Genomic DNA, 22,548 nt, shown 5'->3' with positions numbered 1-22,548 from the left:
CGAGGGCGCCTTTGTTGTTTCAAAGACTCGCTGCTGATCCAAACGTAGGGTGGAAAACCGCGAAGCGTTTTCCACCCACTCACGGCCGCTTATGTAACCAATGGCGGATAAGGCTGCGCCATTATCCACCCTACCGCCGAAGCGAAACCTCAGACGGAACACACAGCCGAGGACGCGGGCAGAACGTTCAGCGCCCCAGCAATTTCGCCAGTCCACTGCGCATATCAGTCGCCGGCTCAGGCAAGCGGAAACGCTGCAGCAATCGCGCATTGTTCGCCCGCGAATGACGGATATCACCAGTGCGCGCCGCCTGGTAGCTGACCGACGGCAGCCCGCCGAGCACATCACCAATCGCTGCCAACAGCTCATTCAACGATGTGGCGCGGTTGAGCCCGACGTTTATCGCGCCTTCTTGCGCTTCCTTGCATTCCAGCGCCTGCACCAGCAGTTCGACCAGATCGCCGACGTAGAGAAAGTCACGCGTCTGCTCGCCATCACCGAACACAGTGATGGGCAGGCCCTGCTGCGCCCGCTCGGTAAAGATGCTGATCACGCCTGAGTACGGTGAAGAAGGATCCTGACGCGGGCCGTAGATATTGAAGAAACGGAACACCACCGGCTCCAGTCCGTGCTGGCGCCGGTAGAAATCGAGATAGTATTCGCTGGCGAGCTTGTCCGCCGCGTAGGGCGTCAGCGGCGCCTTGGGCGTGTCTTCGTCGATGGACTGACCTTCGCCATTATTGCCATAGACCGCCGCGCTGGAGGCGAAGACCACCCGCCGCACACCGGCCTCACGCATCGCTTCACACAGATTCAGCGTGCCAACCAGATTGCTCTGATGGGTGCCGACCGGATCATCTACAGAAGCCTGCACCGAGGCAACCGCCGCCAGATGCACCACCGCCGAACAGCCTTGCAAGGCGTTGCGCACCACCTGCGCATCAGCCACATCACCCTCGATCAGCTCAATCCGATCATCTACCGGCAAATTACTGCGCTTGCCGGTAGAAAGGTTGTCCAGAACCCGCACTGAATACCCACGGGCCAGCAGCGCATCAACCAGGTTGGAGCCGATGAAGCCGGCACCTCCGGTTACCAGAATCAGTGATTCAGCCATGGCGGTAATATCGCTCCAGCAGGCTCGGCAGCCCTGTACGCCAGGTGCGTGGCTTGACGCCGAAGGTATTGAAGATTTTCTTGCAGGACAACACGCCATGCTGCGGTTCATCTGCAGCATCATCACAGTCGGCATGCGCAATAGGGGTCAGGCTTTCGACCCTTAGCGGGCGATGCTGGCTGGCCTCGGCATGCAAGGCCTGACCCACCACCAGCGGCGTCGAAGCCTCTTGTCCACCATAGTGGTAGGTACCCCAGAGCGGCGCCTGACAATCGAGCTGCTTGATCACAGCCAGCATGACCCGCGCCGCATCATCCACAGGCGTGGGATTGCCACGTCGATCATCGGCGAGCGCCAACTGCTCGTCCTGTTCGAGACGCCTTAGAAAACGGCCCAGCAAGCCATGCGGACTGTCATCGAGCAACCAGCCGAAGCGCAGCAGAACATGCCTGGGACAAAGCGCCCGCACACTTTGCTCGATACGCCAAAGCGCACGACTGCGGGCATCCAGCGGAGCCACTTCGTCCTTCTCGCTGTAGGCCGTGGTGCGCGCACCATCGAAAACCCGGTAGCTGGACGGCTGGATCAGAACGAGCTGATGATGCTGGCAGAGTTCCGCCAGGCGCTCCACAGCTCGCTCCTGGCTGGCCAGCACAGCCTCATCGACCTTGCCGCTCTGGAACCAGTCAAAATAGTAGGCAAGGTTGATCACGACATCTGGGCGGTTGTCGTCGAGCAACTGGGTCAGGCTGGGCGCATCCCAGCCCTGATCGGGCGGGCAAGGCGCGAGGAAACCGATGTCTTCCTCGGCGCCAAGGCGGATGAGCGCCTGGCCCAGGGCATTGCCGCCGCCCAACAGCATCAGGCGCATTCGCATGAAAGAAGCTCTAGAAAGGAATATCGTCGTCGAAACTGTCGTAGTCGGCTGCCGGCTGCTGGGCGGCCGGCTTCGGCTGAGACTGCTCTGGTCGCGCTGCCTGCTGTGGTTCACGCTGCGGGCGCGGCTGCGACTGGCGCGGAGCATCGTCGGAGCTGCCACCACGACCGCCGAGCAACTGCATGGTACCGCCCATGTCGACCACGATTTCCGTGGTATAGCGCTTGACGCCGTCCTTCTCCCACTCACGGGTCTGCAGACGCCCTTCGATATAGCATTGCGAGCCCTTGCGCAGGTACTCGCCGGCAATCTCGGCAACCTTGCCGAAGAGCACGACACGGTGCCATTCGGTACGTTCCTGAAGCTGGCCGGTCTGCTTGTCCTTCCAGCTGTCGGTGGTTGCCAGCGTGATGTTGGTCACCGCATTGCCATTGGGCATGTAGCGGGTTTCCGGGTCGCCGCCGACATTGCCGATCAAGATGACTTTATTCACCCCTCTGGCCATGGGTAACTCCTTATCTGGAACGTGAATTGGGTTGGCTGAGCAAAACACTTCCTGTGATCAGGAAAAAGCCAATGACCGCGAATATTACCTCAGCCACCCGGACCGTCCAACCGACATGCACGCAAGTTTGCGACCCGAGTGGTTTTTGCCGTCTGTATCGCAATCCGAACAACAGACTGACTAGAGCACCAGCCGATCAAGTTCGGCCCTGTCGACTTTCTGCGTATCTACCTTGACGTAGGCGGCGCCTTCATCTGCCAGCACCACTGCATCCGATACGCCAGGCACTGCCAGCAACTGCGCCGCCAGATCAGGGTTGGCCCGAGCGGTATCCGACAGCGGCAGCCGCAGGCCGCTGACATAGGGCGGCTCACGCATGCTGCGCACGACCAGCAGCCACAACGCGGCAAGCGCCGCGCAAATGGCGAACACCAGATCAAGCCCACCCATCTGATAGAGCCAGCCACCGAGAATCCCGCCCAGGCCCGCTCCCAGGAACTGGCTGGTGGAATACACACCCATCGCCGTGCCCTTGCCACCAGCCGGAGCGACCTTGCTGATCAGCGACGGCAACGAAGCCTCCAGCAGATTGAAGGCAGTGAAGAAGATCACCATGCCAAACACCAGCGCCCACAGGCCATGACCGAACAGCCAGAAAAACAGTTCGCACAGCAGCAGCACGCCGACCGCGCCCAGCAACACACGGCGCATCTGGCGCTTCTTCTCGCCGTAGATGATGAAAGGGATCATCGCCAGGAAACCGACCAGCAGCGCGGTCAGGTATACCCACCAGTGCTGCTCCCTGGGCAGCGCGGCCTCATCTACCAGCGCCAGCGGCAACGCGACAAAGCTGGCCATGAGGATGGCATGCAGGGCCAGGATGCTGAAATCCAGGCGCAACAGATCCGGATGACGCAGGGTCGCGCCCAGCGCCTGCTTCGCCAGGCCCGACTCACGATGTTGCAGATGCTGCTGAGCGCGCGGCAGGGTCGCGACGATCACGCCACCCAGCAGCGCCAGCGCCGCCGTTATCCAGAACAGACCGGCAAGCCCGAATGCCTGGGTCAGCAACGGCCCGATCACCATGGCCACCGCAAAGGACACACCGATGCTCATGCCGATCATGGCCATGGCTTTGGTCCGGTGCTGCTCACGGGTCAGATCGGAAAGCAGCGCCATTACCGCAGCCGAGATCGCCCCGGCGCCCTGGAGTACCCGACCGGCAATCACCCCCCAGATCGAGTCAGCCATGGCCGCAAGCCCGGCACCCAGCGCAAACAGCAATAGGCCGAAATAGATCACCGGCAGGCGGCCAATGCGGTCGGAGAGCATGCCAAAGGGAATTTGCAGCACCGCCTGGGTCAAACCATAAGCACCGATGGCAAGACCGATCAGCGCTGGCGTGGCGCCCTGCAGGCCCATGCCATAGGTCGCCAGTACCGGCAGCACCATGAACATGCCAAGCATGCGAAACGCGAAAACCATGGCCAGCCCGGAAGCTGCACGAGTTTCGCTGGCGTTCATGCGCTCGCTGTAGGGGTCCTGCATTTGTAGGGGTCTCGCTCGAATGAACCGGCGGCGATTCTAGCAGTCATCCTCTACCTGGCACAGGCGCGTAATTTTGCCGCGCCGCCGCCCGGGCCGTATAATTTCCGGTTTTCGCCCGCCACGCGAGGCTGCTTTGGACAAGATTCTGATTCGTGGAGCTCGTACCCACAACCTGAAGAACATCGACCTGACCCTGCCGCGCGACAAACTGATCGTGATTACCGGCCTGTCCGGCTCAGGCAAGTCCTCATTGGCCTTCGATACGCTCTACGCTGAAGGCCAGCGCCGCTATGTGGAATCGCTGTCGGCCTACGCCAGGCAGTTTCTGTCGATGATGGAAAAGCCCGACGTGGACACCATCGAAGGCCTGTCGCCGGCCATTTCCATCGAACAGAAATCCACCTCGCACAACCCGCGCTCCACTGTGGGCACCATCACCGAGATCTACGATTACCTGCGCCTGCTCTACGCCCGTGTCGGCACACCACGCTGCCCGGACCACGACGAGCCGCTGGAAGCGCAGACCGTCAGCCAGATGGTCGATCAGGTTCTGGCACTGCCCGAAGGCAGCAAACTGATGCTGCTGGCCCCGGTAATTCGTGAGCGCAAGGGCGAGCATCTGGCCGTGTTCGATGAGCTGCGCGCCCAGGGTTTTGTCCGTGCACGCATCAACGGCAAGCTGTATGAGCTTGATGAGCTGCCGAAACTGGACAAGCAGAAAAAACATTCCATCGATGTCGTGGTGGATCGCTTCAAGGTGCGCAGCGACCTGCAGCAGCGCCTGGCCGAATCCTTCGAGACCGCGCTCAAGCTGGCCGATGGCATCGCTCTGGCCGCACCCATGGACGAGGATGACAACCGCGAGGAAATGATCTTCTCGGCACGCTTCGCCTGCCCGATCTGCGGTCACTCGATCAGCGAGCTTGAACCCAAGCTGTTCTCTTTCAATAACCCCGCTGGCGCCTGCCCAACGTGCGACGGGCTGGGCGCCAAACAATTCTTCGATGCCAGGCGCTTGGTCAACGGCGAGCTGACGCTGGCGGAGGGCGCGATTCGAGGCTGGGACAGGCGCAACGTCTACTACTTCCAGATGCTCGGCTCGCTGGCCGCGCATTACGGTTTCAGCCTGGACGAGCCGTTTGACTCGCTCACCGAAGCGCACCAGCAATTCATCCTGCGCGGCAGCGGCAAGGAGAACGTCGATTTCCGCTACCTGAATGACCGTGGTGACATCGTCAAACGCTCACACCCGTTTGAGGGAATTATCCCCAACCTCGAACGGCGCTACCGCGAAACCGAATCCAACAGTGTTCGCGAAGAGCTGGCCAAATACCTCAGCACCCAGCCCTGCCCTGAATGCCGCGGCACCCGCCTGCGTCGCGAAGCGCGTCACGTCTGGGTTGGCGACAAGACCCTGCCGGCGGTGACCAGACTGCCGATCGGTGATGCCGCCGAGTACTTCGCAACCCTGACGCTGACGGGTCGACGTGGCGAGATCGCCGACAAGATCCTCAAGGAGATCTGCCAGCGCCTGCAATTTCTGGTCAACGTCGGTCTCGATTACCTGACCCTGGATCGCAGTGCCGATACCCTTTCCGGTGGCGAAGCCCAGCGTATCCGCCTGGCCAGCCAGATCGGCGCCGGACTGGTCGGTGTCATGTACATCCTCGACGAGCCTTCCATCGGCCTGCATCAGCGCGACAACGAGCGCCTGCTCGGCACCCTGCGCCACTTGCGCGATATCGGCAACACGGTGATCGTCGTCGAGCATGACGAAGATGCGATCCGCATGGCTGATTATGTAGTCGATATCGGCCCCGGCGCCGGCGTGCACGGCGGACGTATCGTTGCCGAAGGCACACCGGACGAGGTGATGGCGCATCCCGACTCACTGACCGGCAAGTACCTTTCCGGCCGTGTGCAGATCACCTATCCACCGCAGCGCACGCCACGCGATGCTAAGAAACTGCTCAAGCTCAAAGGCGCACGCGGCAACAACCTGCGCAACGTCGATCTGGAAATCCCGGTAGGCCTGCTGACCTGCATTACCGGCGTATCCGGTTCGGGCAAGTCGACCCTAATCAACAACACCCTTTTCCCCATCACGGCAACGGCGCTCAACGGCGCCACCACACTGGAGGTCGCGCCCCACGATTCCTTCGACGGGCTGCAATACCTGGACAAGGTGGTCGATATCGACCAGAGCCCCATTGGCCGTACGCCACGCTCGAACCCGGCCACCTACACCGGCCTGTTCACGCCTATTCGCGAACTGTTTGCCGGTGTTCCGGAAGCGCGCTCACGCGGCTACGGACCTGGGCGCTTCTCTTTCAACGTCAAGGGCGGGCGCTGCGAAGCCTGCCAGGGCGATGGCGTGATCAAGGTGGAAATGCACTTCCTGCCGGATATCTACGTGCCCTGTGATGTATGCAAGGGCAAGCGCTACAACCGCGAGACCCTGGAAGTGAAGTACAAGGGCAAGAGCATCACCGAGGTGCTCGGCATGACCATCGAGGAGGCTCGCGAATTCTTCGATGCGGTACCGGCGGTAAAGCGAAAACTGCAGACGCTGATGGATGTGGGCCTGTCGTATATCAAGCTGGGACAAAGTGCGACCACTCTTTCCGGCGGCGAAGCGCAGCGGGTGAAACTCTCGCGCGAGCTGTCCAAGCGCGACACTGGCAAGACCCTCTACATTCTTGACGAACCCACTACCGGCTTGCATTTCGCCGATATCCAGCAACTGCTGGACGTACTGCATCGACTACGCGACCACGGCAATACCGTGGTGATCATCGAGCACAACCTGGATGTAATCCGGACAGCGGACTGGCTGGTCGATCTGGGCCCGGAAGGCGGCTCCAGGGGTGGCCAGATCATCGCCACCGGGACACCGGAAGACGTGGCCGAAATGCCGCAGTCACATACCGGGCATTTTCTCAAACCGCTCCTGGAGCGAAACAAAACCTGAGTTGCATAGCAGCCGAAATGCAAAAAGCCCGCAGCATTGCTGCGGGCTTTTTCGTTCAGGACATGAATCAGGCCAGCGCTTCGTCCAACGGCAGATCCAGGGCCTTTGCAATGCCGGCACCATAAGCCGGATCGGCCAGGTAGCAATGTTTGATATGGCGCAGCTTGATATGACGCGCCGCATCACCCATGGCCCGTGCCGTATTGCCGAACAGTCGCTCCTGCTCATCGGCCTCCATCAGACGGAAGAGATCCCCCGGCTGAGTGAAGTAATCGGCATCGTCCACACGGAAATCATAGCGGTCAGCCGCACCACCCAGCGCCAACGGCGGCTCACTGAAATCAGGCTGCTCCTGCCACTCGCCGTAAGTATTGGGCTCGTAGTGCAGGCGTCCACCGTGGTTACCGTCCACACGCATCGCACCATCACGGTGGAAGCTGTGCACCGGACAGCGAGGCGCGTTGACCGGAATCTGGTGATGGTTCACGCCCAGGCGATAGCGCTGAGCATCCCCGTAGGAGAACAGACGCCCCTGCAACATGCGGTCCGGTGAGAAGCTGATGCCCGGCACCACATTGGCCGGAGTGAAGGCAGCCTGCTCGACATCCTGGAAGTAGTTATCGGCGTTGCGGTTCAGCTCGTAGTAGCCCACTTCAATGAGCGGATAATCCTTTTTCGACCAGACTTTGGTCAGGTCGAACGGATGGAAGCGGTAAGACGCCGCCTCTACCTCGGGCATAACCTGGACATACATCGTCCAGCGCGGGAATTCGCCCCGCTCAATGGCCTCGAACAGGTCACGCTGAGAACTTTCCCGATCACCTGCGACAATAGCTGCCGCTTCAGCATCGGTAAGGTTCTTGATGCCCTGCTGCGTCTTGAAATGAAACTTGACCCAGTAACGCTGGTTATCTGCACTGATGAAGCTGTAGGTGTGGGAACCAAAGCCATGCATATGCCTGTAGGACGCCGGTATACCCCGGTCACCCATCACATAAGTCACTTGATGCAACGCTTCAGGCAAGCTGGTCCAGAAGTCCCAGTTGTTGTTCGCACTGCGCATGTTGGTGCGCGGATCGCGCTTGACTGCATGGTTGAGGTCAGGAAATTTCAGCGGATCCCGGAAAAAGAACACCGGCGTATTGTTGCCGACCATGTCCCAATTGCCCTGCTCGGTATAGAACTTCAGGGCGTAACCGCGGATATCACGCTCTGCATCGGCGGCACCACGCTCACCCGCTACAGTCGAAAAGCGCGCAAACATCGGCGTCTTCTTGCCGACATCAGAGAAAATCGCAGCCTTGGTGTAGCGCGTGATGTCATGAGTCACCACAAACTCGCCGAAAGCACCTGAGCCCTTGGCATGCATACGGCGCTCGGGGATCACTTCACGATCAAAATGTGCAAGCTTTTCGAGAAACCAAACGTCTTGCAGCAACATTGGTCCACGGACACCAGCCGTCAAGGAATTCTGGTTTTCAGCTACCGGCGCACCGGCTACGGTAGTCAATCTTGGCTTATCGGTCATAACTGTATCTCCTTGATGCATCTGAAACCTGAGCGGCGCCTGAGAGGAGCTGCTGCTTGGCCATCATCATAGGTAGCACGCAGCATCGCGGCTAATGATGAAGGTCAACGCTTGCGATAGAGCAAATCTTTCACGCATAAAAAAACCGAGCCAAGGCTCGGTTTTTTTGAACAGCAGAGGACTTACTCCGCAGCTTCCACTTCACCGGTAACCGGACGGTCAACCAGCTCTACGTAAGCCATGGGCGCATTGTCACCAGCACGGAAACCGCACTTGAGAATACGCAGGTAACCGCCCTGACGGGTGGCGTAACGCGGACCCAGGTCGTTGAACAGCTTGCCGACGATAGCCTTCGAACGGGTACGGTCGAAAGCCAAACGACGATTGGCGACGCTGTCTTCCTTGGCCAGGGTGATCAGCGGCTCGGCAACGCGACGCAGTTCCTTGGCCTTGGGCAGGGTGGTCTTGATCAGTTCGTGCTCGAACAGCGACACCGCCATGTTCTGAAACATGGCCTTGCGGTGTGCGCTGGTGCGGCTCAGATGACGGCCACTTTTACGATGACGCATGATTGAAATTCCTTACCAAACGATGAGTTCGGTGACTAGGGGCGATCAGGCCGTAGCCTTATCGTCCTTCTTGAGACTTGCCGGCGGCCAGTTATCGAGGCGCATACCGAGGGACAGACCACGAGAAGCCAGAACGTCTTTGATTTCGGTCAGAGACTTCTTGCCCAGGTTCGGCGTTTTCAACAGCTCTACTTCGGTGCGCTGAATAAGATCACCGATGTAGTAGATATTTTCTGCCTTGAGGCAGTTCGCCGAACGCACGGTCAGTTCCAGGTCATCAACCGGACGCAGCAGGATCGGATCGATCTCGTCTTCCTGCTCGACCACAACCGGTTCGTTATCGCCCTTGAGGTCGACAAACGCGGCCAGCTGCTGTTGCAGGATAGTCGCAGCACGACGGATCGCCTCTTCGGGATCCAGGGTGCCGTTGGTTTCCAGATCGATGATCAGCTTGTCCAGGTTGGTACGCTGCTCAACACGGGCGTTTTCGACCACATAAGCCACGCGACGAACCGGGCTGAAGGTGGCGTCAAGCTGAAGACGGCCAATACTGCGGCTTTCATCTTCGTCGCTCTGACGCGCATCAGCAGGCTCGTAGCCACGGCCGCGAGCGACCTTGAGCTTCATGTTGATCGAACCATTGGCCGCCAGATTGGCGATCAGGTGATCGCCATTGACGATTTCGACATCGTGATCCAGCTGGATATCGGCAGCGGTAACAGCGCCCGCGCCCTTCTTCACCAGGCTCAAGGTCACTTCATCACGGCCGTGCAGCTTGATGGCGATACCTTTAAGGTTGAGCAGGATTTCGATGACATCTTCCTGCACGCCCTCGATGGCGCTGTACTCGTGGAGCACGCCGTCGATCTCAGCCTCGACCACAGCGCAGCCTGGCATTGAGGACAACAGAATACGACGCAGCGCGTTGCCCAGGGTATGGCCGAAACCACGCTCGAGAGGCTCGAGTGTGATCTTGGCACGGGTCGGACTGACCACCTGCACATCAATATGACGGGGGGTCAGGAACTCATTTACCGAACTCTGCATGGATACACCTATTTTCTAGCCCTTACTTGGAGTAGAGCTCGACAATCAGGCTTTCATTGATGTCGGCGGACAGATCACTGCGAGCCGGAACACTCTTGAAAACACCGGTTTTCTTGTCGGTATCTACTTCGACCCACTCAACACGACCGCGCTGTGCGCACAGTTCCAGGGCTTGGGCGATACGCAACTGGTTACGGCACTTCTCACGTACTTCTACCACGTCACCCGCTTTGACCTGATAGGAAGGAACGTTCACAGTCTTGCCGTTGACGCTGATTGCCTTGTGGGAGACCAGCTGACGCGACTCAGCACGCGTGGAGCCGAAGCCCATGCGGTACACGACGTTGTCCAGGCGGCACTCGAGCAGCTGCAGCAGGTTCTCGCCGGTAGCGCCCTTGCGGCTGGCTGCTTCCTTGTAGTAACCGCTGAACTGACGCTCAAGCACACCGTAGATACGACGAACTTTCTGCTTCTCGCGCAGCTGAGTACCGTAGTCGGAAAGGCGACCACGACGTTGACCATGAACACCCGGTGGGGTTTCGATGTTGCACTTCGATTCGAGCGCGCGTACACCACTCTTCAGAAAGAGATCGGTGCCTTCACGACGAGACAGTTTGCACTTGGGACCAATATAACGAGCCATTCTTCACTGTCTCCTGATTACACGCGGCGCTTCTTCGGCGGACGGCACCCGTTATGCGGGATTGGCGTCACGTCGGTGATGCTGGCGATTTTATAACCACAGCCGTTCAGAGCACGAACAGCAGATTCACGACCCGGACCTGGGCCCTTGACGTTGACGTCGAGGTTCTTCAGGCCATATTCCAGTGCCGCCTGACCAGCACGCTCGGCCGCTACCTGAGCAGCGAACGGGGTGCTTTTACGCGAACCACGGAAACCGGAACCACCGGAAGTAGCCCAGGACAACGCATTGCCCTGACGGTCGGTGATAGTGATGATGGTGTTGTTGAAAGACGCATGGATGTGGGCGATGCCATCAACCACTGTCTTTTTGATTTTCTTACGAGGACGAGCAGCAGGTTTTGCCATTACTTAAATTCCTACGCGATTACTTGCGGATCGGCTTGCGCGGGCCCTTGCGGGTGCGAGCGTTGGTCTTGGTACGCTGACCGCGAACCGGCAGACCACGACGATGACGCAGGCCGCGGTAGCAGCCCAGGTCCATCAAGCGCTTGATCTTCATGTTGACTTCGCGACGCAGATCACCTTCAACGATGAACTTGGCCACTTCGCCGCGCAGCAGTTCGACCTGCTCGTCGGAGAGATCCTTGATTTTCGCTGCCGGATTTACGCCGGTAGCTGCACAGATGGTCTGCGCACGAGTGCGACCAACACCATAGATGTAGGTCAGCGAGATAACAGTGTGCTTGTTATCCGGAATGTTTACGCCTGCAATACGGGCCATTCAGTGAAACTCCAATTGACAGCTACCCAACGCCCCGGAAGCCAAGAAAAGGGCGCGAGATACTAACGCTGTAATAACAAATAATCAACCCGGCAGCGCACTAGCTGCCGGGCTCTAGCTTTAGCTCACAATCAGCCTTGGCGCTGTTTGTGACGTGGTTCTGCACTGCAGATGACACGAACGACGCCTTCGCGACGGACGATCTTGCAGTTGCGGCACAGCTTTTTGACCGATGCACGAACTTTCATGACCAACTCCTCGAACCTTACGAACCAATCAGCGGAGCATTCCGCTGCCATAGCCCTTCAGGTTGGCTTTTTTCATCAGGGAATCATACTGGTGAGACATGAGGTGTGACTGCACTTGCGACATGAAGTCCATCACCACTACCACCACGATCAGCAACGAAGTCCCGCCAAGGTAGAACGGCACGTTTGCAGCCACCACAAGGAACTGGGGCAGCAGGCAGACAGCCGTCATGTACAGGGCACCGAACATGGTCAAGCGAGTCAGTACGCCATCGATATAGCGCGCGGACTGCTCACCAGGCCGGATTCCCGGGATAAACGCACCGGACTTCTTCAGGTTTTCAGCAACGTCTTTCGGATTGAACATCAATGCCGTGTAGAAGAAGCAGAAGAAGATGATGCCGGCGCTGAACAACAGGATATTCAAAGGCTGACCGGGAGCGATCGACTGGGAGATATCTGCCAGCCAGCTCATGCTCTCGGACTGTCCAAACCACTGCCCCAGCGAAGCCGGGAACAGCAGAATACTGCTGGCGAAAATCGCAGGGATGACGCCGGCCATATTGACCTTCAACGGCAGGTGGCTCGTCTGCGCAGCGAACACCTTGCGGCCCTGCTGACGCTTGGCATAGTGAACGGCAATCCGCCGCTGACCACGCTCGATGAATACCACAAAGCCGATGATGGCAACGGCAACCAGACCCACTGCAAGCAAGGCAATGATATTGATATCACCCTGCCGCGCAGACTCGAAAGACTGCCCCAGCGCGCCCGGCAAACCAGCAACGATGCCCGCGAAGATCAACATCGAAATGCCGTTACCGACACCCCGCTCGGTGATCTGCTCGCCCAGCCACATCATGAACATTGCACCGGCCACAAAGGTGGTGATGGCCACGAAATAGAAGCCGAAATCGTTGCTGAACGCCACACCCTGACCCGCCAGGCCGACCGACATGCCGACCGCCTGAACGATAGCCAGCACCAGCGTTCCATAACGCGTGTACTGACTGATCTTGCGTCGCCCAGCCTCACCTTCCTTCTTCAACTGCTCCAGCTGCGGGCTAACAGCGGTCATGAGCTGCATGATGATCGATGCCGAAATGTACGGCATGATCCCCAGCGCAAAAATGCTCATTCGCTCCAGCGCGCCGCCGGAAAACATGTTGAACAGGCTAAGGATGGTCCCTTCGTTCTGACGGAACAGCTCGGCCAGCCTATCGGGGTTGATCCCCGGCACCGGGATGTGTGCGCCAATCCGATAGACGATAATCGCCATCAGCAGAAAACGCAGACGTGCCCAGAGCTCGGACAGCCCACCATTACTCAGCGCGGAGAGAGCACCTTGCTTAGCCATTTATTCCTCGAACTTGCCGCCAGCTGCTTCGATAGCCGCACGCGCACCTTTGGTGGCGGCGATGCCCTTGAGAGTCACCGCACGACCAACCTCACCGGACAGCATGACTTTTACACGCAGTACGTTGTGATTGATGATGTTGGCGTCTTTGAGGCTCTGCAGAGTTACAACGTCGCCTTCAACCTTGGCCAGCTCGGACGTACGCACTTCTGCGCGATCCATGGCTTTCAGAGAGACGAAGCCGAACTTCGGCAGACGGCGATGCAGAGGCTGCTGGCCGCCTTCGAACCCGGGAGCAATCTTGCCGCCGGAGCGGGAAGTCTGACCCTTGTGACCACGGCCACCGGTCTTGCCGAGGCCGCTACCAATACCACGGCCCGGACGCAGCTTTTCGCGACGGGCGCCTGGCGCAGAACGCAGATCGTTCAGTTGCATGGCTTAGCCCTCCACACGGAGCATGTAGTAAGCCTTGTTGATCATGCCGCGATTCTCAGGAGTGTCCTGAACCTCAACGGTATGACCAATGCGACGCAGGCCAAGGCCCTTGACGCACAGCTTGTGATTGGGGATACGGCCGCTGACGCTTTTGATCAGCGTAACCTTGACGGTTGCGTTAGCCATGATCAGGAAATCTCCTCAACGCTCTTGCCGCGCTTCGCAGCGATCGACTCAGGCGACTGCATGGACTTCAGACCCTTGAACGTAGCGTGAACCACGTTGACGGGGTTGGTCGACCCATAGCACTTGGCCAGAACGTTCTGCACACCAGCGACCTCGAGGATGGCGCGCATTGCACCACCAGCGATGACACCAGTACCTTCAGATGCCGGCTGCATGTACACCTTCGAAGCGCCGTGAGCGGCCTTCATGGCGTATTGCAAGGTAGTACCGTTCAGATCAACCTGGATCATGTTGCGGCGAGCCGCTTCCATGGCCTTCTGAATGGCAGCAGGTACTTCACGGGACTTGCCGCGACCGAAACCTACACGACCCTTGCCATCACCCACCACGGTCAACGCGGTGAAGGTGAAGATACGACCACCTTTAACAGTTTTGGCGACGCGGTTAACTTGAACCAGCTTCTCAATGTAGCCTTCGTCGCGCTTTTGCTCGTTATATGCCATAACTTAGAACTCCAGCCCGCCTTCACGAGCAGCATCAGCCAGTGCCTTCACACGACCGTGGTACTTGAAGCCAGAACGGTCGAACGCCACCTGGGTGACACCTGCGGCCTTAGCACGCTCAGCGACCAGCTGACCAACTTTCTTGGCAGCGTCGACGTTGCCGGTGGCACCGCCGCGCAGTTCTTTGTCGAGTGTCGAGGCGCTGGCCAGGACCTTGTCGCCACCGGCCGCGAGGACCTGGGCGTAGATGTGCTGGGAAGAGCGATACACACAAAGGCGTACGACTTCCAGCTCGCGCATCTTCAGGCGTGCCTTGCGAGCGCGACGCAGACGAGTAACTTTCTTTAGGCTCATTTGCTATGCCCTACTTCTTCTTAGCTTCTTTACGACGAACCACTTCGTCCGAGTAACGCACGCCTTTGCCCTTGTAAGGTTCAGGACGACGGTAATCACGGATTTCAGCAGCCACCTGCCCGACCAGTTGCTTATCGATACCCTTGATCAGGATATCGGTCTGGCTGGGGGTCTCAGCGGTAACGCCTTGCGGCAGTTCATATTCCACCGGATGCGAGAAGCCGAGAGCCAGGGACAGCACTTGACCTTTGGCTTGCGCCTTGTAACCGACACCAACCAGCTGGAGCTTGCGCTCAAAGCCTTGGCTGACACCAACTACCATGTTGTTCACCAGCGCACGAGTGGTACCAGCCATTGCGCGAGTCTGCTGATCACCATTGCGACCGGCAAAACGCAGCTCACCCGCTTCCTGGATGACCTCAACTGACGAATGAATGTTCAGCTCCAGAGCGCCCTTGGCACCCTTCACCGAAAGCTGTTGACCGGTCATCTTGATTTCGACGCCAGCAGGCAGCTTGACGGGGTTTTTAGCAACGCGAGACATGCTTATTCCCCCTTAGAACACAGTGCAGAGCACTTCGCCGCCAACGCCAGCGGCGCGAGCAGCACGATCAGTCATCACACCCTTGTTGGTGGACACGATCGAAACGCCCAGACCGCCACGAACTTTCGGCAACTGGTCGACGGATTTGTACTGGCGAAGGCCAGGACGACTAACACGCTTGAGCTCTTCGATGACCGGACGGCCCTCGAAGTACTTGAGCTCGATGGACAACTGCGGCTTTGCATCGCCACTGACGTTGTATCCGGCAATATAGCCTTCACCCTGAAGAACGTTGGCTACTGCCACCTTCAGCGTGGAAGACGGCATGCTCACGACGGACTTTTCGGCCATCTGGGCATTACGGATACGAGTTAGCATGTCCGCTAACGGGTCCTGCATACTCATGGGCTCTTGGCTCCTAATACGAAAAAATAAGCCCGCGAGGGCTCGTGTCGCTTTCTAGACAAGTACGCAAAAATGCGTGGCTCGGGCGAGCCGGACATTCTAGAGACAGATATGAAACGAATCAAGCCCCAGAGGGGCTTGATTCGATAACATCCAGTCCGGCCATTAGCCGGACCTTCGTTTTTACCAGCTGGCCTTGACCAGACCCGGCACATCACCACGCATGGCAGCCTGGCGCAGCATGTTGCGCGCAAGACCGAACTTGCGATACACACCATGCGGACGACCAGTCAGACGGCAGCGGTTACGCAGGCGCGAGGCGCTGGCGTCACGTGGCTGCTTCTGCAGGGAAACCTGGGCTTCCCAACGAGCTTCCGGCGTGGAGTTCGGGTTGGCGATGACAGCCTTCAGCGCCGCACGCTTTGCAGCGTACTTGGCAACCGTCTGCTGACGCTTCAGCTCGCGGTTCTTCATGCTTTGCTTAGCCATGTACCTACTCCAATCAGTTACGGAACGGGAAGTTGAAGGCGCGCAGCAGTGCACGACCTTCCTCATCCGTCCGGGCGGTAGTGGTCAGGGTGATGTCCAGACCACGCAGCGCATCGATCTTGTCGTAATCGATTTCCGGGAAGATGATCTGCTCTTTCACGCCCATGCTGTAGTTGCCACGACCATCGAAGGACTTGGCATTCAGGCCGCGGAAGTCGCGAACCCGAGGCAGGGAGATCGAAAGCAGACGATCCAGGAATTCGTACATGCGATTGCCACGCAGCGTGACTTTGACGCCGATCGGCCAACCTTCGCGGACCTTGAAGCCAGCGATGGAGTTCCGGGCGTGAGTCACAACAACCTTCTGACCGGTGATCTTCTCCAGGTCAGCAACAGCATGATCGATGATCTTCTTGTCACCGATAGCTTCGCCGAGACCCATGTTTAGAGTGATCTTGGTAATGCGCGGAACTTCCATCACGTTGCCGAGCTGAAGTTCTTCCTTCAGCTTGGGCGCGATTTGCTTCCGATAAACTTCTTTTAGTCGTGCCATGGTTATCTACCTAGCAGTCTCAAGCTTCAACCGGCTTCTGGGTCGACTTGAAGACACGAATTTTCTTGCCGTCTTCGACGGTGAACCCAACGCGGTCTGCCTTGTTGGTTTCACTATTGAAGATAGCGACGTTAGAGACGTGCAGAGGCGCCTCTTTCTCGACGATACCGCCCTGAACGCCAGACATCGGGTTCGGCTTGGTATGGCGCTTGACCAGGTTGATACCACCAACGACCAGACGGTCGTCAGCGAGAACCCGAAGCACCTTACCGCGCTTGCCCTTGTCCTTGCCGGCGATGACGATGATCTCGTCGTTGCGACGAATCTTTTGCATGCGGCTACTCCTTAGAGCACTTCAGGCGCGAGCGAGACGATTTTCATGAACTTCTCGTTACGAAGCTCACGCGTCACCGGCCCGAAAATACGAGTACCGATAGGCTCCTGCTTGTTGTTCAGCAGAACAGCAGCATTGCCATCGAAGCGGATAATGGAACCGTCCGGACGACGAACACCGTGACGGGTGCGGACCACAACAGCGGTCATCACCTGGCCTTTCTTGACCTTGCCACGCGGAATCGCTTCCTTGACGGTAACCTTGATGATGTCGCCGATGCCGGCATAACGGCGGTGCGAACCGCCGAGAACCTTGATACACATGACGCGACGAGCGCCACTGTTATCCGCCACATCGAGCATTGATTGAGTCTGAATCATATTATTTCTCCGACCCCTAGCCCTTAGACTTCGACGGCGCGTTCAACGACATCAACCAGCATCCAGGACTTGGTCTTCGCCAGCGGACGAGTCTCGCGGATGATGACCTTGTCGCCGATACGGCACTGGTTGGTTTCGTCGTGGGCGTGCAGTTTGGTCGAACGCTTCACGTATTTACCGTAGATCGGGTGCTTGACGCGACGCTCGATCAGTACGGTGATGGTTTTGTCCATTTTGTCGCTGACGACGCGGCCAGTCAGCGTGCGGACAGTCTTTTCAACTTCAGCCATGATCACTTACCTGCCTGCTGGTTGAGCACAGTCTTGACACGAGCAATGTCGCGCTTGACTTGCGAGAGCAGGTGAGACTGCCCCAACTGGCCAGTCGCTTTCTGCATACGCAGATTGAACTGGTCGCGCAGCAGCTCGAGCAGTTGCTCGTTCAGCTGCTGAGCGGATTTTTCACGAAGCTCATTCGCTTTCATCACATCACCGTCCGCTTAACAAAGGAGGTGGCGAGAGGCAGCTTTGCAGCAGCCAGGGCGAAAGCCTCACGCGCCAGCTCTTCGGAAACACCCTCAATCTCGTAGAGCACCTTGCCCGGTTGAATCTGGGCTACCCAGTACTCGACGTTACCCTTACCTTTACCCATCCGGACTTCCAGAGGCTTCTTGGTGACAGGCTTGTCGGGGAATACGCGGATCCAGATCTTACCGCCACGCTTTACGTGACGGGTCAGCGCACGACGTGCGGACTCGATCTGGCGGGCCGTCAAACGGCCACGGGAAACAGACTTCAGGGCGAACTCGCCGAAGCTGACCTTGCTACCGCGCTGAGCCAGACCACGGTTGTGACCGGTCATCTGCTTGCGGAATTTTGTACGCTTGGGTTGCAACATTTGGCGTACTCCTTACTTGGTAGCTTTTTTACGAGGCGCAGGCGCTTGCGGCTTGAGCTCTTCATGGCGACCACCAATCACTTCGCCTTTGAAGATCCAGACCTTGACGCCGATCACACCGTAGGTGGTGTGTGCTTCGTAGGTGTTGTAGTCGATATCGGCGCGCAGCGTGTGCAGCGGCACACGACCTTCGCGATACCATTCGGTACGGGCGATTTCAGCCCCACCCAGACGTCCACTCACCTGGATCTTGATGCCTTTGGCACCAATGCGGATGGCGTTCTGTACGGCGCGCTTCATGGCGCGACGGAACATCACGCGACGCTCCAGCTGCTGAGCAACGTTCTGTGCTACCAGCATTGCATCGAGTTCCGGCTTGCGGATTTCTTCGATGTTGATGTGCACAGGCACACCCATTTGCTTGGTCAGGTCCTGACGCAGCTTCTCAACATCTTCACCTTTCTTGCCGATCACGATGCCGGGACGAGCGGTGTGGATGGTGATGCGTGCGGTTTGAGCCGGGCGAGCGATGTCGATACGGCTTACGGACGCGCTTTTTAATTTGTCTTGGAGGTACTGACGCACGTTCAGATCTGCAAGCAGATAATCGGCGTACGTACGACCGTCTGCGTACCAGACGGAGGTGTGCTCCTTGACGATTCCCAGGCGAATGCCAGTGGGATGTACTTTCTGACCCATCTGATCGACTCCGTTACTTGTCCGCAACCTTGACAGTGATATGGCAAGACCGCTTGACGATGCGATCAGCGCGGCCTTTGGCACGCGGCATGATGCGCTTAAGCGAACGCCCCTCGTTGACGAAGACAGTGGAAACCTTGAGGTCATCCACGTCAGCGCCTTCGTTGTGCTCGGCGTTGGCCACGGCCGACTCCAGCACTTTTTTCATGATCTCGGCGGCTTTCTTGTTACTGAAAGCCAGCAGGTTGAGCGCTTCGCCCACCCCTTTCCCGCGGATCTGGTCGGCGACCAGGCGGGCTTTCTGGGCGGAGATGCGAGCGCCCGACAACTTAGCGGCTACTTCCATCTTTCCTTACCCCTTAGCGCTTGCCTTTCTTGTCCGCTACGTGCCCGCGATAAGTGCGGGTACCAGCGAACTCGCCGAGTTTGTGACCGACCATGTCTTCGCTCACGAGAACGGGAACATGTTGACGACCGTTATGCACAGCGATGGTCAGACCGACCATTTGCGGCAGGATCATGGAACGACGCGACCAGGTTTTAACTGGCTTGCGATCATTCTTTTCCATCGCCACTTCGACCTTCTTCAATAGGTGAAGATCGATAAAAGGACCTTTTTTCAGAGAACGCGGCACTGTCGTATCCCTCTAGTTACTTGCGACGACGGACGATCATGTTATCGGTGCGCTTGTTGGAGCGAGTCTTCGCGCCCTTGGTCGGGAAGCCCCATGGCGACACCGGATGACGACCACCGGAGGTACGACCCTCACCACCACCATGGGGGTGATCAACCGGGTTCATAGCCACACCGCGAACGGTCGGACGGACACCGCGCCAGCGCTTGGCACCTGCTTTACCCAGCGAACGCAGGCTGTGCTCGGAGTTCGAGACTTCGCCCAGGGTCGCACGGCATTCAGCCAGCACCTTGCGTGTTTCGCCGGAGCGAAGACGCAGCGTTACATAAGCACCTTCACGCGCAACCAGCTGAGCTGAAGCACCAGCGGAACGAGCGATCTGGGCACCCTTGCCCGGCTTAAGCTCAACACCATGAATGGTGGAACCCAGCGGGATGTTGCGCAGCGGCAGGCTGTTGCCAGCCCTGATCGGCGCATTGACACCCGACAGCAGCTGATCGCCAGCACTGACACCCTTGGGAGCGATGATGTAACGACGCTCGCCATCGGCATACTTCAGCAGCGCAATGTGCGCAGTACGGTTCGGGTCGTATTCGATACGCTCGACGATGGCAGGAATGCCATCCTTGTTGCGACGAAAATCGACCAGACGGTAATGCTGCTTGTGGCCACCGCCAATGTGGCGAGTGGTGATGCGACCGTTGTTGTTACGGCCACCGGTTTTCGACTTCTTCTCGAGCAGCGGAGCATAAGGAGCGCCTTTGTGCAGCTCCTGACCCACCACCTTGACCACAAAGCGGCGGCCCGCGGAAGTCGGTTTGCATTTAACAATTGCCATGATGCACCCCTTCCTTACTCAGCACTGCCGGAGAAATCGAGATCCTGGCCCGGCTGAAGTGCGATGTACGCCTTCTTCCAGTCGTTGCGCTTGCCCAGACCGCGAGCGGTGCGCTTGGTCTTGCCCTGAACATTCAGGGTGCTGACCTTGGCGACCTTCACGTTGAACAGGCTTTCGACGGCCTTCTTGATTTCCAGCTTGGTTGCGTCGGTCGCAACCTTGAAAACGAACTGGCTCTTGCTGTCAGCCAGCATGGTTGCCTTCTCGGAGACATGCGGACCAAGCAGGACTTTGAATACGCGTTCCTGGTTCATCCCAGCAGCTCCTCGAATTTCTTCACAGCCGACACGGTGATCAACACCTTGTCATAGGCGATCAGGCTGACGGGATCGGACCCCTGAACATCACGTACATCGACGTGCGGCAGGTTGCGAGCAGCCAGATAAAGGTTCTGATCGACCGCATCGGAAACGATCAGCACGTCATTCAGGCCCATACCGGTCAGCTTGTTGGCAAGCAGCTTGGTCTTGGGGCTGTCGACGATGAAGTCTTCAACGATGACCAGACGCTCGGAGCGAACCAGCTCAGCAAGAATGGAACGCATCGCAGCGCGATACATCTTCTTGTTCAGCTTCTGCTCGTGATTCTGCGGACGAGCGGCAAACGTCACACCACCGCCACGCCAGATCGGACCACGAGTGGTACCGGCACGCGCGCGACCAGTGCCCTTCTGGCGCCAGGGGCGCTTGCCGCCACCGGAGACATCGGACCGAGTCTTCTGCTGCTTGCTGCCCTGACGGCCGCCTGCCATGTAGGCGACGACTGCCTGATGCACCAGCGTCTCGTTGTATTCAGCGCCAAAGGTACGCTCGGAGACTTCTATGGCTTGTGCGCCATTAACATTCAATTGCATGTGAACTCCCCCTTACCCGCGAGCCTTGGCGGCCGGACGCACGATCACGTCACCACCGGTGGCGCCGGGCACTGCGCCCTTAACCAACAGCAGATTACGTTCGGCATCGACACGCACGATTTCCAGAGACTGCACGGTTACGCGCTCGGCGCCCATGTGCCCGGACATCTTCTTGCCCTTGAAAACACGACCCGGAGTCTGGCACTGGCCAATCGAACCTGGTACGCGGTGGGATACGGAGTTACCGTGGGTATTGTCCTGACCACGGAAGTTCCAGCGCTTGATGGTACCGGCAAAGCCTTTACCCTTGGACTGACCGGTGACATCCACCATCTGTCCAGCCTGGAAAATCTCGGCATTGATCTGGTCACCGGCCTGGAACTCCTCGCCCTCAAGGCGGAATTCCCAGACGCCACGACCGGCAGCCACATTCGCCTTGGCGAAATGACCGGCCTGAGCCTTGGTGACACGGGACGCGCGACGCTCGCCGACAGTGATCTGTACAGCGCGATAGCCATCGCTCTCTTCATTCTTAAACTGGGTGACACGATTCGGCTCGATCTCAATGACCGTGACCGGAATAGAGACACCATCCTCGGTGAAAACGCGGGTCATACCGCATTTGCGACCGACTACACCAATAGTCATGTTGTAACCTCTTGAGTGTACGGGGCTTTCACCCGCTATGGCCGCCCATTTCAGAGCGTTACACGACTAAAACTCCAGGTTTTAGCCGAGGCTGATCTGCACTTCCACGCCAGCCGCAAGATCAAGCTTCATCAGCGCATCGACGGTCTTGTCGGTTGGCTGAACAATGTCCAGCACACGCTTATGAGTACGGATTTCGTACTGGTCGCGCGCGTCTTTGTTGACGTGCGGAGAGACCAGAACGGTAAACCGCTCTTTGCGGGTCGGCAGTGGAATCGGACCACGCACCTGAGCACCAGTACGTTTCGCGGTTTCCACGATTTCCTGGGTTGATTGATCGATCAGGCGATGGTCAAAAGCCTTCAACCGAATACGGATTTGTTGGTTTTGCATTTTGACCTCAGACTCCAATTAGCCATCCCTACCAAACGCAATACGCCCGGTAAAAGGAGGCGCAATTGTACGGATGCGTCTAGGGGGTGTCAATAAATGATCAGCAATAGAAAAAGGCCCCCGAAGGAGCCTCTTTCCTCATCGAATGG

34 protein-coding genes are annotated in these 22,548 nt (G+C 58.2%); 1 reads left to right on the top strand and 33 read right to left on the bottom strand.

The window, feature by feature from the left end; translation table 11 throughout:
• Positions 1 to 187 precede the first annotated feature (187 nt).
• From NAV32_RS16675 to NAV32_RS16660, 4 genes are all read right to left on the bottom strand, one after another.
• Complete coding sequence (locus tag NAV32_RS16675) at positions 188 to 1,117, bottom strand: NAD-dependent epimerase/dehydratase family protein (protein WP_256053902.1); 930 nt, start codon at positions 1,115 to 1,117, stop codon at positions 188 to 190.
• Positions 1,110 to 1,994 (bottom strand): sugar nucleotide-binding protein, encoded by an 885-nt coding sequence (locus NAV32_RS16670; RefSeq protein WP_256053901.1) that lies wholly within the window; start codon positions 1,992 to 1,994, stop codon positions 1,110 to 1,112. Before NAV32_RS16670 ends, NAV32_RS16675 begins: the two co-directional genes overlap by 8 nt.
• Before the next feature lie 10 nt (positions 1,995 to 2,004).
• Positions 2,005 to 2,499 carry a single-stranded DNA-binding protein gene (locus NAV32_RS16665; RefSeq protein ID WP_256053899.1) on the bottom strand — a complete coding sequence of 165 codons (495 nt, stop codon included), beginning with the start codon at positions 2,497 to 2,499 and terminating at the stop codon, positions 2,005 to 2,007.
• A 180-nt stretch (positions 2,500 to 2,679) separates the two neighbouring features.
• The gene (locus NAV32_RS16660; RefSeq protein WP_256053898.1) at positions 2,680 to 4,047 is read right to left on the bottom strand and encodes an MFS transporter; all 1,368 of its coding nucleotides are present in this window, start codon (positions 4,045 to 4,047) and stop codon (positions 2,680 to 2,682) included.
• A gap of 133 nt (positions 4,048 to 4,180) precedes the next feature.
• Between NAV32_RS16660 and uvrA the strand changes: the two genes are divergently transcribed.
• The gene (gene uvrA / locus NAV32_RS16655; protein WP_256053897.1) at positions 4,181 to 7,018 is read left to right on the top strand and encodes an excinuclease ABC subunit UvrA; all 2,838 of its coding nucleotides are present in this window, start codon (positions 4,181 to 4,183) and stop codon (positions 7,016 to 7,018) included.
• Between the two features lie 67 nt (positions 7,019 to 7,085).
• On the opposite strand, the gene NAV32_RS16650 is transcribed toward uvrA, so the two are convergent.
• The 29 genes from NAV32_RS16650 to rpsJ form a co-directional block, all read right to left on the bottom strand.
• A complete protein-coding gene (locus NAV32_RS16650; RefSeq protein ID WP_256053896.1) occupies positions 7,086 to 8,546 on the bottom strand; it encodes a catalase in 1,461 nt (486 codons plus the stop codon).
• Positions 8,547 to 8,728: 182 nt separating this feature from the next.
• A complete protein-coding gene (rplQ, locus tag NAV32_RS16645) occupies positions 8,729 to 9,115 on the bottom strand; it encodes a 50S ribosomal protein L17 (protein WP_019339959.1) in 387 nt (128 codons plus the stop codon).
• A 45-nt stretch (positions 9,116 to 9,160) separates the two neighbouring features.
• The gene (locus tag NAV32_RS16640; RefSeq protein ID WP_181082232.1) at positions 9,161 to 10,162 is read right to left on the bottom strand and encodes a DNA-directed RNA polymerase subunit alpha; all 1,002 of its coding nucleotides are present in this window, start codon (positions 10,160 to 10,162) and stop codon (positions 9,161 to 9,163) included.
• 22 nt (positions 10,163 to 10,184) lie between these two features.
• On the bottom strand, positions 10,185 to 10,805 hold the full coding sequence (rpsD, locus tag NAV32_RS16635; RefSeq protein ID WP_256053895.1) for a 30S ribosomal protein S4: 621 nt from the start codon (positions 10,803 to 10,805) through the stop codon (positions 10,185 to 10,187).
• 17 nt (positions 10,806 to 10,822) lie between these two features.
• Complete coding sequence (rpsK, locus tag NAV32_RS16630) at positions 10,823 to 11,212, bottom strand: 30S ribosomal protein S11 (RefSeq protein ID WP_019339962.1); 390 nt, start codon at positions 11,210 to 11,212, stop codon at positions 10,823 to 10,825.
• Positions 11,213 to 11,231: 19 nt separating this feature from the next.
• Complete coding sequence (gene rpsM, locus NAV32_RS16625; RefSeq protein ID WP_014854208.1) at positions 11,232 to 11,588, bottom strand: 30S ribosomal protein S13; 357 nt, start codon at positions 11,586 to 11,588, stop codon at positions 11,232 to 11,234.
• A gap of 131 nt (positions 11,589 to 11,719) precedes the next feature.
• Positions 11,720 to 11,836, bottom strand: a complete 117-nt coding sequence (gene rpmJ, locus NAV32_RS16620; RefSeq protein ID WP_014854209.1) for a 50S ribosomal protein L36 — start codon at positions 11,834 to 11,836, stop codon at positions 11,720 to 11,722.
• Positions 11,837 to 11,864: 28 nt separating this feature from the next.
• Positions 11,865 to 13,193 (bottom strand): preprotein translocase subunit SecY, encoded by a 1,329-nt coding sequence (secY, locus tag NAV32_RS16615; RefSeq protein WP_256053894.1) that lies wholly within the window; start codon positions 13,191 to 13,193, stop codon positions 11,865 to 11,867.
• Positions 13,194 to 13,628: a 50S ribosomal protein L15 gene (rplO, locus tag NAV32_RS16610; protein WP_256053893.1), complete on the bottom strand. Its 435-nt coding sequence runs from the start codon at positions 13,626 to 13,628 to the stop codon at positions 13,194 to 13,196.
• A 3-nt stretch (positions 13,629 to 13,631) separates the two neighbouring features.
• On the bottom strand, positions 13,632 to 13,814 hold the full coding sequence (gene rpmD, locus NAV32_RS16605; protein WP_014854212.1) for a 50S ribosomal protein L30: 183 nt from the start codon (positions 13,812 to 13,814) through the stop codon (positions 13,632 to 13,634).
• 2 nt (positions 13,815 to 13,816) lie between these two features.
• Positions 13,817 to 14,317: a 30S ribosomal protein S5 gene (rpsE, locus tag NAV32_RS16600; protein WP_256053892.1), complete on the bottom strand. Its 501-nt coding sequence runs from the start codon at positions 14,315 to 14,317 to the stop codon at positions 13,817 to 13,819.
• A gap of 3 nt (positions 14,318 to 14,320) precedes the next feature.
• The gene (gene rplR, locus NAV32_RS16595; protein ID WP_037025758.1) at positions 14,321 to 14,671 is read right to left on the bottom strand and encodes a 50S ribosomal protein L18; all 351 of its coding nucleotides are present in this window, start codon (positions 14,669 to 14,671) and stop codon (positions 14,321 to 14,323) included.
• Between the two features lie 10 nt (positions 14,672 to 14,681).
• A complete protein-coding gene (gene rplF, locus NAV32_RS16590) occupies positions 14,682 to 15,215 on the bottom strand; it encodes a 50S ribosomal protein L6 (protein WP_256053891.1) in 534 nt (177 codons plus the stop codon).
• Between the two features lie 12 nt (positions 15,216 to 15,227).
• Positions 15,228 to 15,620, bottom strand: a complete 393-nt coding sequence (gene rpsH / locus NAV32_RS16585) for a 30S ribosomal protein S8 (RefSeq protein ID WP_014854216.1) — start codon at positions 15,618 to 15,620, stop codon at positions 15,228 to 15,230.
• Positions 15,621 to 15,803: 183 nt separating this feature from the next.
• Complete coding sequence (rpsN, locus tag NAV32_RS16580; RefSeq protein ID WP_181082239.1) at positions 15,804 to 16,109, bottom strand: 30S ribosomal protein S14; 306 nt, start codon at positions 16,107 to 16,109, stop codon at positions 15,804 to 15,806.
• A gap of 13 nt (positions 16,110 to 16,122) precedes the next feature.
• On the bottom strand, positions 16,123 to 16,662 hold the full coding sequence (rplE, locus tag NAV32_RS16575) for a 50S ribosomal protein L5 (protein WP_256053890.1): 540 nt from the start codon (positions 16,660 to 16,662) through the stop codon (positions 16,123 to 16,125).
• Positions 16,663 to 16,681: 19 nt separating this feature from the next.
• A complete protein-coding gene (gene rplX / locus NAV32_RS16570) occupies positions 16,682 to 16,996 on the bottom strand; it encodes a 50S ribosomal protein L24 (RefSeq protein ID WP_181082240.1) in 315 nt (104 codons plus the stop codon).
• An 11-nt stretch (positions 16,997 to 17,007) separates the two neighbouring features.
• A complete protein-coding gene (rplN, locus tag NAV32_RS16565) occupies positions 17,008 to 17,376 on the bottom strand; it encodes a 50S ribosomal protein L14 (protein ID WP_014854220.1) in 369 nt (122 codons plus the stop codon).
• Between the two features lie 23 nt (positions 17,377 to 17,399).
• On the bottom strand, positions 17,400 to 17,666 hold the full coding sequence (gene rpsQ, locus NAV32_RS16560; RefSeq protein WP_256053889.1) for a 30S ribosomal protein S17: 267 nt from the start codon (positions 17,664 to 17,666) through the stop codon (positions 17,400 to 17,402).
• A gap of 2 nt (positions 17,667 to 17,668) precedes the next feature.
• Positions 17,669 to 17,860: a 50S ribosomal protein L29 gene (gene rpmC / locus NAV32_RS16555; RefSeq protein ID WP_003289209.1), complete on the bottom strand. Its 192-nt coding sequence runs from the start codon at positions 17,858 to 17,860 to the stop codon at positions 17,669 to 17,671.
• Entirely contained in the window at positions 17,860 to 18,273 is a 414-nt protein-coding gene (gene rplP, locus NAV32_RS16550; protein ID WP_014854222.1) for a 50S ribosomal protein L16, read from the bottom strand. The genes rpmC and rplP overlap by 1 nt, the downstream gene beginning before the upstream one ends.
• 12 nt (positions 18,274 to 18,285) lie before the next feature.
• A complete protein-coding gene (gene rpsC / locus NAV32_RS16545) occupies positions 18,286 to 18,972 on the bottom strand; it encodes a 30S ribosomal protein S3 (protein WP_256053888.1) in 687 nt (228 codons plus the stop codon).
• 13 nt (positions 18,973 to 18,985) lie between these two features.
• Positions 18,986 to 19,318 carry a 50S ribosomal protein L22 gene (rplV, locus tag NAV32_RS16540; RefSeq protein ID WP_181082242.1) on the bottom strand — a complete coding sequence of 111 codons (333 nt, stop codon included), beginning with the start codon at positions 19,316 to 19,318 and terminating at the stop codon, positions 18,986 to 18,988.
• Between the two features lie 13 nt (positions 19,319 to 19,331).
• Complete coding sequence (rpsS, locus tag NAV32_RS16535) at positions 19,332 to 19,607, bottom strand: 30S ribosomal protein S19 (protein WP_021209376.1); 276 nt, start codon at positions 19,605 to 19,607, stop codon at positions 19,332 to 19,334.
• Between the two features lie 16 nt (positions 19,608 to 19,623).
• Positions 19,624 to 20,445, bottom strand: a complete 822-nt coding sequence (gene rplB, locus NAV32_RS16530) for a 50S ribosomal protein L2 (RefSeq protein WP_256053887.1) — start codon at positions 20,443 to 20,445, stop codon at positions 19,624 to 19,626.
• Between the two features lie 14 nt (positions 20,446 to 20,459).
• Entirely contained in the window at positions 20,460 to 20,759 is a 300-nt protein-coding gene (gene rplW, locus NAV32_RS16525; protein ID WP_037025744.1) for a 50S ribosomal protein L23, read from the bottom strand.
• On the bottom strand, positions 20,756 to 21,358 hold the full coding sequence (rplD, locus tag NAV32_RS16520; RefSeq protein WP_256053886.1) for a 50S ribosomal protein L4: 603 nt from the start codon (positions 21,356 to 21,358) through the stop codon (positions 20,756 to 20,758). The genes rplW and rplD overlap by 4 nt, the downstream gene beginning before the upstream one ends.
• Before the next feature lie 12 nt (positions 21,359 to 21,370).
• A complete protein-coding gene (rplC, locus tag NAV32_RS16515) occupies positions 21,371 to 22,006 on the bottom strand; it encodes a 50S ribosomal protein L3 (protein ID WP_256053885.1) in 636 nt (211 codons plus the stop codon).
• 81 nt (positions 22,007 to 22,087) lie between these two features.
• On the bottom strand, positions 22,088 to 22,399 hold the full coding sequence (gene rpsJ, locus NAV32_RS16510) for a 30S ribosomal protein S10 (RefSeq protein ID WP_003186070.1): 312 nt from the start codon (positions 22,397 to 22,399) through the stop codon (positions 22,088 to 22,090).
• Between the last annotated feature and the right edge of the window lie 149 nt (positions 22,400 to 22,548).

Origin of the sequence: Stutzerimonas stutzeri, assembly GCF_024448695.1 — a bacterium.
Lineage (GTDB): Bacteria > Pseudomonadota > Gammaproteobacteria > Pseudomonadales > Pseudomonadaceae > Stutzerimonas > Stutzerimonas stutzeri_T.
The sequence above is the reverse complement of the archived record's forward strand: the minus strand, read 5'-3'. Positions and strand labels throughout refer to the sequence as shown.

Bases quoted from the DNA above. Each gene is read 5' to 3' on its own strand.
- NAV32_RS16675 (WP_256053902.1), bottom strand. From the start codon at position 1,117: ATGGCTGAATCACTGATTCTGGTAACCGGAGGTGCCGGCTTCATCGGC.
- NAV32_RS16670 (WP_256053901.1), bottom strand. From the start codon at position 1,994: ATGCGAATGCGCCTGATGCTGTTGGGCGGCGGCAATGCCCTGGGCCAG.
- NAV32_RS16665 (WP_256053899.1), bottom strand. From the start codon at position 2,499: ATGGCCAGAGGGGTGAATAAAGTCATCTTGATCGGCAATGTCGGCGGC.
- NAV32_RS16660 (WP_256053898.1), bottom strand. From the start codon at position 4,047: ATGCAGGACCCCTACAGCGAGCGCATGAACGCCAGCGAAACTCGTGCA.
- NAV32_RS16650 (WP_256053896.1), bottom strand. From the start codon at position 8,546: ATGACCGATAAGCCAAGATTGACTACCGTAGCCGGTGCGCCGGTAGCT.
- rplQ (WP_019339959.1), bottom strand. From the start codon at position 9,115: ATGCGTCATCGTAAAAGTGGCCGTCATCTGAGCCGCACCAGCGCACAC.
- NAV32_RS16640 (WP_181082232.1), bottom strand. From the start codon at position 10,162: ATGCAGAGTTCGGTAAATGAGTTCCTGACCCCCCGTCATATTGATGTG.
- rpsD (WP_256053895.1), bottom strand. From the start codon at position 10,805: ATGGCTCGTTATATTGGTCCCAAGTGCAAACTGTCTCGTCGTGAAGGC.
- rpsK (WP_019339962.1), bottom strand. From the start codon at position 11,212: ATGGCAAAACCTGCTGCTCGTCCTCGTAAGAAAATCAAAAAGACAGTG.
- rpsM (WP_014854208.1), bottom strand. From the start codon at position 11,588: ATGGCCCGTATTGCAGGCGTAAACATTCCGGATAACAAGCACACTGTT.
- rpmJ (WP_014854209.1), bottom strand. From the start codon at position 11,836: ATGAAAGTTCGTGCATCGGTCAAAAAGCTGTGCCGCAACTGCAAGATC.
- secY (WP_256053894.1), bottom strand. From the start codon at position 13,193: ATGGCTAAGCAAGGTGCTCTCTCCGCGCTGAGTAATGGTGGGCTGTCC.
- rplO (WP_256053893.1), bottom strand. From the start codon at position 13,628: ATGCAACTGAACGATCTGCGTTCTGCGCCAGGCGCCCGTCGCGAAAAG.
- rpmD (WP_014854212.1), bottom strand. From the start codon at position 13,814: ATGGCTAACGCAACCGTCAAGGTTACGCTGATCAAAAGCGTCAGCGGC.
- rpsE (WP_256053892.1), bottom strand. From the start codon at position 14,317: ATGGCATATAACGAGCAAAAGCGCGACGAAGGCTACATTGAGAAGCTG.
- rplR (WP_037025758.1), bottom strand. From the start codon at position 14,671: ATGAGCCTAAAGAAAGTTACTCGTCTGCGTCGCGCTCGCAAGGCACGC.
- rplF (WP_256053891.1), bottom strand. From the start codon at position 15,215: ATGTCTCGCGTTGCTAAAAACCCCGTCAAGCTGCCTGCTGGCGTCGAA.
- rpsH (WP_014854216.1), bottom strand. From the start codon at position 15,620: ATGAGTATGCAGGACCCGTTAGCGGACATGCTAACTCGTATCCGTAAT.
- rpsN (WP_181082239.1), bottom strand. From the start codon at position 16,109: ATGGCTAAGCAAAGCATGAAGAACCGCGAGCTGAAGCGTCAGCAGACG.
- rplE (WP_256053890.1), bottom strand. From the start codon at position 16,662: ATGGCACGACTAAAAGAAGTTTATCGGAAGCAAATCGCGCCCAAGCTG.
- rplX (WP_181082240.1), bottom strand. From the start codon at position 16,996: ATGCAAAAGATTCGTCGCAACGACGAGATCATCGTCATCGCCGGCAAG.
- rplN (WP_014854220.1), bottom strand. From the start codon at position 17,376: ATGATTCAGACTCAATCAATGCTCGATGTGGCGGATAACAGTGGCGCT.
- rpsQ (WP_256053889.1), bottom strand. From the start codon at position 17,666: ATGGCTGAAGTTGAAAAGACTGTCCGCACGCTGACTGGCCGCGTCGTC.
- rpmC (WP_003289209.1), bottom strand. From the start codon at position 17,860: ATGAAAGCGAATGAGCTTCGTGAAAAATCCGCTCAGCAGCTGAACGAG.
- rplP (WP_014854222.1), bottom strand. From the start codon at position 18,273: ATGTTGCAACCCAAGCGTACAAAATTCCGCAAGCAGATGACCGGTCAC.
- rpsC (WP_256053888.1), bottom strand. From the start codon at position 18,972: ATGGGTCAGAAAGTACATCCCACTGGCATTCGCCTGGGAATCGTCAAG.
- rplV (WP_181082242.1), bottom strand. From the start codon at position 19,318: ATGGAAGTAGCCGCTAAGTTGTCGGGCGCTCGCATCTCCGCCCAGAAA.
- rplB (WP_256053887.1), bottom strand. From the start codon at position 20,445: ATGGCAATTGTTAAATGCAAACCGACTTCCGCGGGCCGCCGCTTTGTG.
- rplW (WP_037025744.1), bottom strand. From the start codon at position 20,759: ATGAACCAGGAACGCGTATTCAAAGTCCTGCTTGGTCCGCATGTCTCC.
- rplD (WP_256053886.1), bottom strand. From the start codon at position 21,358: ATGCAATTGAATGTTAATGGCGCACAAGCCATAGAAGTCTCCGAGCGT.
- rplC (WP_256053885.1), bottom strand. From the start codon at position 22,006: ATGACTATTGGTGTAGTCGGTCGCAAATGCGGTATGACCCGCGTTTTC.
- rpsJ (WP_003186070.1), bottom strand. From the start codon at position 22,399: ATGCAAAACCAACAAATCCGTATTCGGTTGAAGGCTTTTGACCATCGC.